At 75.1% G+C, this 14,305-nt stretch carries 8 protein-coding genes and 1 riboswitch; of the genes, 2 read left to right on the top strand and 6 right to left on the bottom strand.

Annotation, left to right across the window (positions count from 1 at the left end; all coding sequences use genetic code 11):
- Nucleotides 1-6 precede the first annotated feature (6 nt).
- Both Q0840_RS10185 and Q0840_RS10180 read left to right on the top strand, forming a co-directional pair.
- Nucleotides 7-1,080: a hypothetical protein gene (locus Q0840_RS10185; protein ID WP_298459319.1), complete on the top strand. Its 1,074-nt coding sequence runs from the start codon at nt 7-9 to the stop codon at nt 1,078-1,080.
- Nucleotides 1,081-1,146: 66 nt separating this feature from the next.
- Complete coding sequence (locus Q0840_RS10180) at nt 1,147-3,204, top strand: hypothetical protein (RefSeq protein WP_298459317.1); 2,058 nt, start codon at nt 1,147-1,149, stop codon at nt 3,202-3,204.
- A gap of 260 nt (nt 3,205-3,464) precedes the next feature.
- On the opposite strand, the gene Q0840_RS10175 is transcribed toward Q0840_RS10180, so the two are convergent.
- The 6 genes from Q0840_RS10175 to Q0840_RS10150 all read right to left on the bottom strand — a co-directional run bounded on the left by Q0840_RS10175 (nt 3,465) and on the right by Q0840_RS10150 (nt 14,292).
- Nucleotides 3,465-5,522 (bottom strand): hypothetical protein, encoded by a 2,058-nt coding sequence (locus Q0840_RS10175; protein WP_298459316.1) that lies wholly within the window; start codon nt 5,520-5,522, stop codon nt 3,465-3,467.
- A gap of 205 nt (nt 5,523-5,727) precedes the next feature.
- Nucleotides 5,728-6,699, bottom strand: a complete 972-nt coding sequence (locus Q0840_RS10170; protein ID WP_298459315.1) for a glycosyltransferase family 2 protein — start codon at nt 6,697-6,699, stop codon at nt 5,728-5,730.
- Nucleotides 6,700-6,990: 291 nt separating this feature from the next.
- Complete coding sequence (locus Q0840_RS10165) at nt 6,991-8,853, bottom strand: hypothetical protein (protein ID WP_298459314.1); 1,863 nt, start codon at nt 8,851-8,853, stop codon at nt 6,991-6,993.
- Nucleotides 8,854-9,172: 319 nt separating this feature from the next.
- Complete coding sequence (locus Q0840_RS10160) at nt 9,173-11,359, bottom strand: hypothetical protein (RefSeq protein ID WP_298459312.1); 2,187 nt, start codon at nt 11,357-11,359, stop codon at nt 9,173-9,175.
- Nucleotides 11,360-11,373: 14 nt separating this feature from the next.
- A riboswitch (cyclic di-GMP riboswitch) is annotated at nt 11,374-11,448 on the bottom strand.
- A 126-nt stretch (nt 11,449-11,574) separates the two neighbouring features.
- The gene (locus Q0840_RS10155; RefSeq protein ID WP_298459311.1) at nt 11,575-13,125 is read right to left on the bottom strand and encodes an oligosaccharide flippase family protein; all 1,551 of its coding nucleotides are present in this window, start codon (nt 13,123-13,125) and stop codon (nt 11,575-11,577) included.
- 324 nt (nt 13,126-13,449) lie between these two features.
- Nucleotides 13,450-14,292, bottom strand: a complete 843-nt coding sequence (locus Q0840_RS10150; RefSeq protein ID WP_298459310.1) for an alpha/beta fold hydrolase — start codon at nt 14,290-14,292, stop codon at nt 13,450-13,452.
- Between the last annotated feature and the right edge of the window lie 13 nt (nt 14,293-14,305).

Below are 14,305 nucleotides of genomic sequence, written 5' to 3'. Positions count from 1 at the left end.
GCCCGGATGCCCCGTGCGACCTACCTGAGCTGGCTCGACTCGACCAAGACGCCGACGCCCGCCCCCTGGGACCTCGAGCACCCGGACGGTCCCACCGCTCCCGTCGACAACGCCGCGTTCCTCGCCGAGGTCTTCAGCACCGTCGAGTCCGAGATCGAGCGGCAGGACCCCGACCTCGCGCGGCGCCTGGACCGCCTGAAGGTCGTGGTGACCCCGAACCCCGCGCACCTGGACGAGACCGGTCCCCACGTCATCGCGATGCTGTGGGGCGACAACTTCGCCCGCGTCCCCTACTGGGCGGACGACGTCGGCCTGGTCATGGCGGTGAACCGGGGACGGCGCTTCCTGGACTCCACCCGCATGCTGCCCCGCCCGCTGGGCTGGGCCGAGCTCGCCGACGAGGTGCGGGTGACCGCCGAGCGCGCGATCTGGGCCCGCCAGGGGCACCGCCCCCGGACGCGGGTCGAGGACATCTTCGCGATGCCGCTCGGCTACTCCCACCAGCGTGAGCGTCCGTTCGTGCCGTGGGAGGAGCGCGAGATCGACGCGTTCTTCGCCGGCAGCACGATCTTCACCACCGACCGCGGCGGCGCGCTGCGCCAGCGGCTGCGTGCCGGTGGGCTCGCGGTCAAGACGCTGCACCGCAATGCGATGGTCGCCGCGATGGAGAGCCTGCGCGACGAGCGGCCGGACCTCAACGTGCTGCTCGACATCATGCCGAGCAACCAGGTGACCGACAAGCGAGACGAGTACAGCGACCGGATGGCCCAGACCCGGTTCAGCATCGACCCGCGCGGCACCAGCCGGGAGTCGTTCCGGTTCTTCGAGGCGGCTCGCGTCGGCGCCGTCCCGGTCGTGACCTCGCTGCCGTCGGGTGGCCTGTACGCCGGTGCACCGGCCCTGCGGCTGCGGCACTGGACCGAGCTCGGCCCGGCCATGCGCCGGATGACCGCACGGCCCGAGGAGGCGCTCGCGCTGCACGAGGGCGTCCAGGACTGGTACCGGCGTCAGGCGTCGCCCGAGGCGACCGCCCAGCGGCTGGTGCCGAGGGTGAAGGCGGTCCTGCGCCGCTTGACCTGACGCGCCCGACGACGTCCGACCGCTACGCTGCCGCGGCAGCACGGGCCGAGCAGAGCGGAGTGTCGGGTGTCGTCAGGGGAACCGCAGGGACAGCCGGCCGGCGCCGCGCCGCTGGTGACGTTCGACTGCTTCGACACGGTGGTGACCCGCGCGGTGGGCGGGCCGCGGTCGGTCGGCTACGTGACGGCCGCCCGGCTGGCGTCCGCCGGGGTGCTGACCGCCCCCGCGGAGATCGTCGTCTCGGCCCGGATCCGCGCCGAGGAGCTGGTCCACGAGCGGTACGGCGAGGCGAACACCCTGACCCAGATCGCGGTCCAGTGGGCCGACCTGCTGGGGCTCGACCCGGGGGTGGCGGCGGTGCTCGAACGGACCGAGCTCGAGGTCGAGGTCGAGCTGACCCGCCCGGTCCCCGCGGCCAAGGCGCAGGTCGACGCCGCCCGGGCCGGGGGCGAGCGGGTCGGCTTCCTGTCCGACACACCGCTGCCGCACGCGGTGGTCGCCGACCTGCTGCGCCGCAACGGCGTCCTGGCGGACGGCGACCCGCTGTGGGTGTCCAACGAGCTGCGAGCCGGCAAGGACAAGGGGTCCGCCTACTTCGAGGTCGCGCGCCGGCTCGGTGGCGTACCCGGACCGTGGCGGCACGTCGGTGACAACCAGCGCAGCGACGTGCGGATGGCGCGGCTGTCCGGCCTGACGGCGACCTGGGAGGGCCGCGGGCAGCTCAACCGCTACGAGCAGATCCTCGAGGACGCCGCGCCGGCGACCGGCGGGTTCTCCTCGCTGCTGGCCGGTGCGTCGCGTCGCACCCGGCTGGTGCTCGAGGTCGAGCAGCCCGGGATGGCCCGGGCGCGGGCGTCCGTGGTGGCCGGGGTCGCCGCGCCGCTGCTCGTCGGGTACGTGCTGTGGTCGCTGCAGCGGGCCGTGCGGTCCGGGTGCCGGCGGGTGTACTTCGTGGCGCGGGACGGCGAGGTGATGCTCGCGATCGCCCGCCGGCTCGTCGAGGGCCTCGGCCTGGACCTGGACCTGCGCTACCTCGAGGGCTCGCGCCGGGCGTGGCTGCTGCCGTCGATGGCCGAGCTCGACGCCGGCCGCCTCGCCGCGGTCCTCGGCCGCGAGGACCGGGTGACGGTCCGCAACTGCCTCGGCTGGGTCGACGTCGACCCCGAGACGCAGGCCGACGTCCTGGCCGGGGCGGGCTTCCCCGCGGGGACGTGGGACGAGCACCTGGATCCCGCGGCGCTGGACCGGCTGATCGCGCTGGTGGTCGGCCCGGGCCTGGGACCGGTGGTCGCCGCGCAGGCGCAGGAGCGCACCGCCGCGACCCAGGACTACCTGCGCGGCGCCGGGCTGCTCGACGGCGAGCTCTACGCCCTGGTGGACATCGGCTGGCAGGGCACCGTCGGCCGGCTGCTCACCGCGGTCCTCGAGCGCTGCGGCGGGTCCGCGCCGGCCGTCGAGTGCTACTTCGGCGTGACCTACCCACGGCACGACGCCCCCGGCCGGGACGTGCACGGCTACATGTACGACGACTGGCGGGGCACCGGGTTCTCCCGGTACGGCCACGACATCTACATCCCCCTGGAGCTGTTCACCGCGGCCACGCACGGCCGGGTCGAGGGCTACCGGACGGTCGACGGGCACGCCGAGGCGGTGCTCGGCGCTCCGGCCGACGCCGCGACCGGGTGGATCGCCGACGTGCGGCGGGGCATCGAGGTGTTCTGCGACGAGCTCGTGCCCGCGCTGGGACTGCTGGACCCCTTCGTCGACGTCCGGACGCCGACCTGGCGGGCGCTGCGCCGGTTCTGGCAGCACCCCACCGCGGCCGAGGTCGCCGCCTGGGGGAGCTACCCGTTCGAGAACGACGTCAGCCGCTACCCGATCGCCGGCCACCTGCCGGTGGAGGACATCGTGCGCTCGGTGCTGCAGCGTCGTCCCCGGCTGCGCGCCAAGGGCACCTGGCCCGCGGGCGTGTGGGCGAGCACGCCCGCGCCCGTGCAGGTGCTGCACCGGGGGGCCAGGTCCGCGCGCGGTGCGGTCGGCAAGGTGGCCCGGGCGCGGTCCTTCGCGGCCGGCCGCGCCGCCCTGCGGGCCACGGACGACAACGGTCCGGCCGCGCACCCCTGACCGTCCCGCGCCGCCACCCCGCGCCGCCACCGCGCACCCCCCACCCGCGCCTCCCGACCGTGCGAGTGCGACGTTGCGGACCTCTCAAGGTCCTCGAACGGTCCACGACGTCGCACTGGCCGAGCAACCACGCGCGAGTGCGACGTCGTGGACGCTTCGGGCGCCTCGAACGGTCCGCGACGTCGCACTGGCCGAGCAACCGCGGGCGGGTGCGACGTCGTGGGGGCTTGCGGCGTGCCGAATGGTCGACGTCGGACGGGTCAGGAGCCGGGTCGGACCTGCCGGCGGTGACCCAGGAAGTGCCCGGCGCGGCGGACCTTGTGCAGACCGGTCGCGGCCAGGCCGGCACCCGCCTGGGCGGCCTTGATCCCGGCCGGTGCGTTCTGCCGCACGGCCGCCGGCCAGGTGCCGCGGGCCCGGAAGCGGGGCTTGCCGGACAGTGCCGTGCTCAGGACCTGCTTGCCGGTGTACCCGCGGCCCATCGGGTAGGTGGTGTCGTCGTCCTCGAGCGGGAAGTCCTGCCAGTCGGCGAGCTCCTGCGGGGTCGGGCTGAGCCAGAACGTGCGCAGCGCCTCCCACGTGGACCGCCGGACGTCGCCCCACGCGTCGACGTGCCGCAGCACCGGTCCGAGCTCGCGGCAGAACGTGTCCAGCCCCCCGCGGAAGCCGTCCAGGCCCCACGCGAGCAGCTCGGCGTTCACCTCCTCGGCGAGCACCGGGCGCACCTCGCCGTCGACCTCCTCGTAGCGCTGCACGTGCCCGTGGCGCGCCTGGGTGAACGCCTCGAGCGGCACCCACAGGTCGACGTCGCGCCGGGTCACCCCGATCCCGCGGCGGTCGTCGAACATGTACGCGCGCAGCGTCCGGTCGCCGACGTCATGCGTCTCGCGTTCGAGGCCGAAGTACAGCTCGGCCGTGGGTGCCGTCCCGCCGAAGCTGCGCAGCGTGTCGGTGAGGAATCGGCCGGTGGTGCCGCGGCCGGTCATGTCGACGATGCCGAACGGCACGTCGTCGAGCAGGCCGACGCCGCCCAGGTAGGTCCGGGCCGCGTCCCGGCGCGGGGCGGCGTGCGCGGTCAGGACGGCGTCGGCCGCCGGGTCCTCGACCACGCCGGCCAGCCGGACCAGCCCGTCGCGACCCAGCGGCTGGTCCCACGCCGACCGTGGGAAGCCGGCCGCGGCGAGCGGCGCCTCGATCTGGTCGGGCTGGACGGAGAACCACTTCAGGGTGCTGTGCACGGTGACGCGGTCCTCGCGGCCGGCCACCGCGAGCAGGAAGTCGCGCCGCTCGGCCGCGGTGCCCGGCAGCATCCACGCCTTGCGGCTGCCGTACAGGTAGCGCAGCTCCAGGTCGAGGTCGAGGTGCTCCACGAGCCGCTGCGCCATCTCGAGCAGCACCTCGCCGCCGCGGGCGACGAAGTACAGCCGCCGGCAGCCGGCCGCCTGCGCCTGCTGCAGGCACCACAGCACGTAGCCGGCCAGCAGCGGCCCGGCCACCCCGGCCGCGACGGTGGCGTGCCCGGCCGGGACGTCGGGGCGCTCGGCGGCCAGGCCCAGCCGCGTGCGGCGGGACGCACCCGCCAGCACCGACGCGAGCCCTCCGCTCGAGGCGCCGTACCGCTCGAGCACCTTCTCGTACCGGTTCAGCCGGCCGGCCGGGCGGTGCACGCCGGTGATCCCGACCAGCCGGGCGTTGCGCACGTCGGAGCGCGCGTCGTCGCCCTGGTGCGTCCACGAGGCGGGCGGGCCGCCGAGGCGCTGGACGACGGCGGGATAGGCCGAGCCGCGGCCCTTGCCGGCGCCGAGCTCGTTGGAGACCCACAGCAGGTCGGTGTCGGTGATGAGGTCGTGCTGGCGCAGCAGCCCGTCCACGACGGAGTGCGGCAGCGGGGTGTCCGAGAGGAACCCGACCGTGCTGCCGGACGCGCGCGCCTCGGCGATCCGGGCGTGCGCGCCCGGGACCGGGCGGCTGAGCTCGCGCTCGGTGGCCAGCTCGGCGTCCCGCAGGACGGGCGCCAGGGTCGCCGGCACGTTGAGCAGCTCGGTGAGCTGCACCGCGATGTCGTCGATCGTGCCGTCGTCCCCGTGGCTGCGCTGCACCAGTCGCTCGGCCTCGGCGCGGGCCGCCGCGAACCGCTCGCCGCTGACGTCGGTCACGCCGTCGCGCTGCAGCCGCCGGCCGGTGATGTAGGCGATGCCCTCGGGGTCGCCGACGGCACGCGTGATCACCGTGTCGAAGCAGTCGAACGTGGTGAGCCGGTCCAGTCGTCGCGGTCTTCCTGCCGTGGCCGGGACGTCGGCGGGGGGTCGGTCCTGCATGGGGCTCCTCGCGGTGGCTGGTGGCAGCGGACGGGCCGACGACGCGGACCGGTGCCCCGGCGGCGACGGACGCTACGACGGGCACACCGGCGCCGTCGCCGCGGCCCAGCGTAGGTGAGTGCGGCCCGGACCGGAGGCCCGTCGGGGTGGTCCGCCCGGGTGGTGGCGCCCCGGACGGGGTCGCCGCGAGCCGGGGACGGCGGCGTCAGGCCGCCGGCTGCGCCGCGATCGGGGCGGCGCCGCGTCGGGCCGACCGGTACGTGCGGCCGGCCACCAGGCGACGCGCGAGCCGGCACACCGCCTCCTGCGGGCCGGACGCCCCGAGCCGGCCGGTGAGCCGGTACGCGACGGTCAGCGGCACGGTGGTCGCGGCGCGCGGGGCCCGCGCGAGGACGTCGGCGACCCGCCCCTGCACGCCGGCACCCTGGACGAGTGCGGCGACGTGCACCGGCAGGCGGCCCCACCGCTGCTCGAGCTGGTGCGCGGCCAGTCCGCGGGCGGCGGACTCGCGCAGGAAGGCGTCCCAGCCGCGCCGGTGCAGGTGGGTGCTGGCGACGGACCGGTCGAACCGGGCGGTGGCGCCGAGCTGCTCGAGCCGCAGCCCGAGGTCGAGGTCCTCGCTGTAGTCCATCCGGATCGACGGCAGCAGCGCCTCGGCCTCGCGGAACAGGCCGGTGTCGATGCTCACCGCACCGCCCCACAGGCCACCGAGGACGGAGCCGGGGTCGGCCTCCCAGCGCCGTGCGGCACCCTCGTACTCCCGCGCGTACAGCCGGGTCGGGGCGTCGTCCGGCCCGGGGCGGGCGGGCTCGGCCACCGGCATGTAGCCGACCAGGACGCCGCGGGGTGTCGTCTCGTGGAAGCGGCGGTGCGCCTCGACGACGTCGTCCGCCCCCGGCATGACGTCGTCGTCGGCGACGAGGACGACGTCGCCGGTGGCCGCCTCGACGCCGGCGACGCGGGCCCGGGCCACGCCGACGTTCTGCGGCAGCTCGAGGATCGTGAGCCGGTCGACGCCGAGCGCTCGCAGCGCGTCGACGGCGCCGGGGTGCGGGCCGTCGAGCACGACGACGATCTGGTCGGCCGACGTCCGTCCGAACGCCTCGATCAGCGGGGGCAGCCGGTCGGGGCGCCGGTAGGACGGGATGACGACCGAGACGGTGCGCCGGTCGCTCACCGGTGCGCCCGCGGGGCGCTGGGGACCGGGGTCCGGCTGGGGTGCACGTGGTTCTCCGTGTCGGTCGACGGCCTGCTGGGACGCGCGGCGCGTGGCGTCACGTCCCTGCCGGGCAGGGCCGCGTGTCCGTCAGGACGCGGGACAACGTAGGCGAGCGCCCGCGACGCGGGCAAGCGAGGTGCCGGCCGCGTGGCGGCCCGTCCTGCGACGGGCCGCCACGCGCTGCCGGGCCGCGGTGCGGAGGCCGCGGTGCCGAGGATGGGGTGCCGAGGCTGCGCCCGGAGGCAGCGATCAGCCGGCCGGCGTGCTCAGCGTCCCGTTGGTGATGGTGGCGCCGGTCAGGGCCACGTAGGCGTCGGTGCCGCCGGGGGCGCGGGTGCCGGTGACGCGCACGGTGATGGTGTGCGTGCCGGCGCTCAGCTGCGGCGTGGTGAAGAAGGTGCCGGTCCGGCTGGGGCTGCGGTACTGGCTGGTGGTGACCTCGGGTCCGCCGTCGATGCTGATGGCGGCGATGCCCTTGTTGGTGCCGAGGATGCCCTGCAGCGACACCGTGCCGCCGCCGGAGCCGACCGTGGCCGTGAGGGACGCCGTCCGGCCGGCCACCTTGGTGTAGTGCTCACCGCGCGAGGTGGACACCGACCAGGAGCCGCCGTACCGGAACGCGGTGTGGTCCACGGACGACGACGCGGCGGCGGACGCCGTCGCCGGCGACGACGTCGGCGTGCTCAGGGTGCCGTTGGTGGCGGTGGCGCCGGTCAGGGCGACGTAGGCGTCGGTGCCGCCGGGGGCGCGGGTGCCGGTGACGCGCACGGTGATGGTGTGCGTGCCGGCGCTCAGCGCGGGTGTGGTGAAGAAGGTGCCGGTCCGGCCGGGGCTGCGGTACTGGCTGGTGGTGACCTCGGGTCCGCCGTCGATGCTGATGGCGGCGATGCCCTTGTTGGTGCCGAGGATGCCCTGCAGCGACACCGTGCCGCCGCCGGAGCCGACCGTGGCCGTGAGGGACGCCGTCCGGCCGGCGACCTTGGTGTAGTGCTCACCGCGCGAGGTGGACACCGACCACGACCCGCCGTACCGGAACGCCGTGTGATCGACCGAGGCCGCAGAAGCCGGGGCCGGGGCCGGGGCCGGAGCGGGTGCGGGCGCCGGAGCGGGTGCCGGTGCCGGTGCCGCGGAGCCTGCGTAGCCCGGGGAGCGGTACCCGACCCCCGCCATCCCGGCGGGGACGAAGTCCACCCCGCCCGGCCGGCCCAGGTTGACGTTCGCCCACGACGTCGTTCCGTTGGTGCGCAGGAACTGGCTGCGCGGGGCGTCCGTCTGCGACGACTGCACCCACACGTTCTGGTAGGTCAGCGGCCACGAGCCCGACCCGCCGTCGCGCCACATGAGGTACTTGCTCCCACCCTGACCGACCAGGTTCACGTTGCGCAGGTCCACCTTGGACGGTGCCGGGCCGTACTGCAGCGGGGTCAGGAAGAAGCCCTGGTACGTGGTGTACCCGGTGAAGCCGTCGATGCGCAGCACCGTGGGACCGGCCCAGGACTGCAGCACGTCGGGGTGCAGGCCCCCCGTGCCGTGGACCGTGTCGACGCGGATGTTCTGCAGCTGCACCGTCGCACCGTTGCGCTGGTCGAGGTTGATGCCGTCGGCGAGGGTGGACCCGGTGATCTTCAGACCCTCGACGTGCACCGTGCCGCTCTGCCCCTTGAGGTACAGGCCGCGCAGCGCGTTGGCGGACGTGCTGCTCTGCGAGATCTTGATCTCGCCGCCGATGAGCACGACGTTGCGGCCCCCGGAGATGGTGAGCCCGCCCTTCACGTTCAGGGGCGTGCTGGGCATCGCGATGACGTAGTCCCGGCCGGAGCTCAGGCTCAGGTTGTGCTTGCTGGCGGAGACGGTGACCGTCGTCGGGTTCGTCAGCCGCGGCGGTGCCCAGGTCAGCGGTCGGGTGCTGCTCGAGGTGGCGAGGGTCGTGTCGACCGGCGCCGGCTCGGTCGCCTCGGCGGTGCTCGACGGCGGAACGGTCGCGGCCTGGGCGGGCGCCGCCCCGGCCAGCAGGAGCGCACCGGCGGCCGCGGCGACCGTGAGGCGCCGAACGGTCCTGTGCCCGGCCGCCGCCCGGCTTCTGCGGGCAGGGGTGATCCGTCTGCGGTGCACGTGGTTCTCCGTGTCGTTCGATGGCCCGCGTCGAACGCACGGCCCGTGGCGTCACGTCCCCGCCGAACGGGGCCGCGTGTCCTTCAGGACGCGTGACACCGTAGGGCGGCGTCGAGAGCCGGGCAAGCATGGTGACATACGTCACGACACTCGAAGCCGCAAGCGCTGAACGGGTGAACCAGCGGGTGAATCCGCGCGCAGGCCCGTCGGGCACCCGGCCGGGACGACGAAGGCGGACCACCCACCGGTGGTCCGCCTCCGCCGCAGTGCGCCGGGTGGTGCGCTCGAGCGGTGCGCTCGAGCAGCGTGCTCGGGTCGATCAGCCGGCCGGCGTGCTCAGCGTCCCGTTGGTGATGGTCGCGCCGGTCAGGGCCACGTAGGCGTCGGTGCCGCCGGGGGCGCGGGTGCCGGTGACGCGCACGGTGATGGTGTGCGTGCCGGCGCTCAGCTGCGGCGTGGTGAAGAAGGTGCCGGTCCGGCTGGGGCTGCGGTACTGGCTGGTGGTGACCTCGGGTCCGCCGTCGATGCTGATGGCGGCGATGCCCTTGTTGGTGCCGAGGATGCCCTGCAGCGACACCGTGCCGCCGCCGGAGCCGACCGTCGCCGTGAGGGACGCCGTCCGGCCCGCCACCTTCGTGTAGTGCTCACCGCGCGAGGTGGACACCGACCAGGAGCCGCCGTACCGGAACGCGGAGTGGTTCACCGAGGTCGCGGTGGAGGCTGGCACGGGCTCGGCAGCGGGCGCCGGCTGGGTCGCCGGCGCGGGCTGGGTGGCCGGTGTCGTCAGGGTGCCGTTGGTGGTGGTGGCGCCGGTCAGGGCGACGTAGGCGTCGGTTCCGCCCGGGGCGCGGGTGCCGGTGACGCGCACGGTGATGGTGTGCGTGCCGGCGCTCAGCTGCGGCGTGGTGAAGAACGTCGCCGTCTGCCCGGAGCTGCGGTACTGGCTGGTGGTGACCTCGGGCCCACCGTCGATGCTGATGGCGGCGATGCCCTTGTTCCTGCCGAGGATGCCCTGCAGCGACACCGTGCCGCCGCCGGAGCCGACCGTGGCCGTGAGGGACGCCGTCCGGCCCGCGACCTTGGTGTAGTGCTCACCGCGCGAGGTGGACACCGACCACGACCCGCCGTACCGGAACGCCGTGTGGTTCACCGAGGTCGCGGCGGGCGCCGGAGCCGGAGCGGGCGCCGGCGCCGGAGCCGGGGTGGTCGCGGGTGCGGGCTGGGTGGACGGGACGGCGGCCGTGCCGATGTACCCCGGGGCGACGTACCGCAGGCCGGCCATGCCGGTGGGCACGATGTCGCCGGTCGCGGGCTTGCCCTCCTGGACCGCGGCCCAGGGGTTGGTGCCGTTGTCCCGGAGGAACTGGTGGCGCGGGGCGTCGACCTGCGAGGTCTGCGCCCACACGTTGGTGAGCTTGATGGGCCACGTCGCGCTGTCGCGCCACAGGAGGTACTTGCTGCCGGCCTGCCCGACGAGGTTGACGTTGCGCAGGTCGAACACCTGCGGCGCCGGGCTGTCGTACTGCATGGGCAGCATGAACAGGCCCTGGTAGGTGGTGTACCCGGTCAGGCCGTCGACGCGCAGCACCGTCGGCCCGCCCCAGGTCTGCAGCACGTCGGCGTGCAGCCCGCCCTCGGAGCCGTGCACGGTGTCGACGCGGATGTTCTGCAGCTGCACGGTGCCGCCGGCGCGCTGGTCGAGGTCGATGCCCTCGGCGAGGGTGGAGCCGGTGATCCGCAGGCCCTCGACATGGACGGTGCCGGTCTGGTTCTTCAGGTACAGGCCCCGCAGCGCGTTCGACGTCGTGCCGGCCTTGGACATCCTGATCTCGCCGCCGATGAGCACCACGTTGCGCCCGCCGGACAGCACCAGGCCGCCCGAGACGTCCAGCGGAGTGCTCGGCATCTTGATGATGTAGTCCTGGCCGGACTGCAGTCGCGGCTGCCGGTTCGTCGCCGAGACCGTCACGGTGACGGGGTTGGTCAGGGTCGGCGGCGCCCAGGTCAGGGGACGGGTGCCGGCCGCCGCGGTGGTGGCGCCGACCGTGGCCGTGCGGCAGGGCAGCACCGAGTCCGACCCGGCGCCGACGTTGAGCAACGTCACGCAGACCTGGTGCGTGCCCGTGGGCAGCGGGACGACGGCGTCGAACCCGGTCGTGGTGGTCAGCTCGGGGTGGACGCTCTGGACGTCGACGCGCGGCGCGCCGGTCCGCACGTCGCGGGTGGTGCCGCCGGCGGTGATGCGCACGGTGACCGCGCCGGCCGTGTCGCCGTCGGCGGCCCAGCCGCGGACCCGGACGCCGCCGGCGACGGCGTCGACGCTGTCGACGAAGCCGACGGGAGCGCCCGACGGGACGGCCGCGGCCGGGGCTGCGCCGGGGCCGACCAGCAGGGAGCCGGCGAGCGCGGCGAGCGCGGCGGTGGAGCTGATCCGCAGGGACGGTCGGGGCCGGCGTCGTGCCGGCCGGATGGATGCGGGCAGGGGGAGGTTGGGCGTGCGGTGCACGGTGTTCTCCGTCGTTCGGTGGCCTGGCGAACCGCGTGGGTCCCATGGCTTTGCGTCCCCGCCTCGCGACGGGTTTGCGTTTTCGTGGACGGCCGAACGATCGGCGCGGGGCGGGTGAAGTTGAGCGGCGAACGGGTGACGCGGACCGGGTTCGCCTCAGCAGCGGCCGGCGGCGCCGGCCGGATCGTGTCCTTGACGGGGTCGCGCGGTGAGCGCTACGCCCCCGGCAGGCGCAGTCGCCGGCGCAGCCTGGCCGGGACCATCCCGACCGCCTCGAGCACGACGGGGCGCGCGACCAGCAGGATCACCCCGACGTACACCACCATCCCGATCACGACGGCGAGCGACACGTACGCCCAGTCCTCGAGGCCGAGCAGCGCCTCGGCGCCCAGGACGGCGGCCGCCGCCAGGCCACCGGCGAGGAGCACCAGGGCGGTCGGCACCACCCCGCGCAGCGGGACGCCGAGCAGGCGACGCACCACGAGCAGGCGCACCGGGACGGCCACCACCATGGACAGCCCCGTCGCCGCGGCCAGCAGCTCGAGGTCGGTGGCGAACAGCGCGGCCAGCCCGAGCTGGATGACCATGAACACGGTCGTGACCCACAGCTCGGCACCGGGGTGGCCGGTCGCCAGCAGCGCCGACCGGTCGAACCGGGTGACCATGTTGAACAGGGCCGACATCGCCAGCAGGGAGGCGACGGTGGTCGTCGGCGTCCACTGGTCGCCGAACACCGCCGGGACGACGTCCTTGCTGACCAGGGCGAGCAGCACGAGCGCCGGCACGAGCACCAGCGAGCTGAGCGCTCGGGTGCTGCTCAGCGCCCGGCTCAGCCGCTCGGGGGATCCCTGCAGGCGGGCGAAGACGGGGTGGGCGACGGCGCCGACCACGGAGGAGAAGACGTCGACGACGACACCGACCAGGCGACCGGCGACCGTCCAGTACCCGACGACGACCGGCCCGGCCAGGGCGCCGATGATGAGCAGCTGCCCTTGTGCGCGCAGCTGCACCTGCATGCCGACCGCGAGCGACTTGCTGCCGTAGGACGTCATCGCCCGGGCCTCGCCGCGGTCGAAGGTGAAGCGGGGACGGAAGTCCGTGCTCAACCACAGGATGATCAGGGCGACCACGCTGCGCACCAGGGTCTGGGCCACCAGGGCCCACACGCCCGCGCCGCCGAGCGCGAGCGCGATCGCGACCACCACGGAGACCACGGTCGCGGAGATCTGCCGGATCGCGAGCTGCTTGAACTGCATCTCACGGGACATGAGGGCCGCCGGGACCACCGACAGGCCGGAGATGAACAGCGCAAGCGCGAGCGCGCGGAGCACGGCCGTGAGCTCCGGCACGTCGAGCAGCCGGCTGAACAGCGGCGCCAGGGCGACCAGGGCGAGCGCGAGCAGCAGGGCGAGGGCGGACGTGGACCAGAACGACGTGCTCGTGATGGCGGACGTGAGCCGCTGCTTCTGCACGAGGTAGGCGCTGAAGCCGCCGTCGGCCAGCGTGGTGAGGAACCCGATGAAGGACATGGCGAGAGCGACGATGCCGAAGTCCACGGGCGAGAGCAGGTTGCCCAGGATGATGAACCCGACCAGGGTGCTCAGCTTCAGCGACCACTTCTCGGTCGCCGTCCACATCACCCCGGTGACGGCCTTCTGGCGCAGTCCACCCGGGGACCCGCCGGGTGCGGGCGTCGCGGACGGCTCGCCCGGCTCGGACGGCAGGTCCGGGGTGGCCGCCGCGGCAGGCTGGGTGGGGTCCGACACGAGCGGCGCCTTCCCGGAGGGCCCGTCGGTCACCGGGTGCCTGCGATCTGCGGGACCTGGGACGGCACGGGCGGGTTCCCTTCGTCGTGACGCCGCCACCCGGGGGCGGCGGCCTGCCAGTTCGCTGCGGCTCGGTCACGCCGCACGGCTCGCAGACGGCGACGCGCGGCACCGGTGCTGCAGACGGCGAGCTGCCTGGTGGTGCGCCGCTGGGGCGGTCGACGGCGCTCGTCGTCCGCGAGAGTCTACGGCCCGGCCCCACCCCGGCCGGTCGCCGTCGGCGTGGGGCGGCGAGGTTCACCCGCTCGCGGTGCGGGCGCTCGCTCAGTGCGGGTCGCGCTCCGCGGCCCGGGCCAGGCTCGTCACGACGTCGGCGACCCGGTCCGGCTCGGCCTCCGGCACCCAGTGACCGGCGTCGAGCGCGACCGACCGGAACCGGCCGCGAACGTACCGGGCGGTGCCGCGGACCGCGGCGGGCGCGAAGAACGGGTCGTGGCGCCCCGAGAGGTAGGCCGTCGGCACCCGGACGGTCCCGGCGCCGAAGCCGCGGCCGAGCGGGATGGCCCGGTACCACGCGAGCGCGGCCGTCAGGGCGCCGGGCTCCTGCATCCGCCGGGTGTAGGCCGCGGCGCGGTCCTCGGCGAGCCCGGTCGACACCAGCGTGCGGCGCAGCCGGGCGCCGTCGTCGGCCAGCAGGAGGCGCTCGGGGAAGCCGGGCAGCTGGAACGCGGCCATGTACCACGAGCGCAGCGGCTGCAGGCTGCGGGTCAGGCTGCGCACGACGGCCGCGGGGTGCGGGGTGGACAGCGCCGTCAGGGACGCCACCCGGTCGGCCCGGCGGCTGGCCAGCGCCCAGGCCACGGCTCCGCCCCAGTCGTGCCCGACGACGTGCGCGCGCTCGACGCCGGCGGCGTCCAGCAGGGCGACGACGTCGTCGACCAGCTCACGCAGCACGTACGGGGCGCGGCCGGTCGGGCGCGCACCGGGGGAGTAGCCGCGCTGGTCCGGCGCGAGCACGCGCAGGCCCTGCGCGGCGAGCAGCGGCGCGACCGCGTCGAAGGCGGAGCCGTCCTGGGGGAACCCGTGCAGGCACACCACGACAGGTCCGTCCGGGGGCCCGGAGTCGCGGACGTCGAAGGTCAGTCCGCCGCGGCTGAAGCTGTCCACGTGCCCATCGTGC

The sequence above is a fragment of the uncultured Cellulomonas sp. genome, assembly GCF_947494015.1.
Lineage (GTDB): Bacteria > Actinomycetota > Actinomycetes > Actinomycetales > Cellulomonadaceae > Pengzhenrongella.
This window is presented reverse-complemented; position numbering and strand designations above follow the sequence as displayed.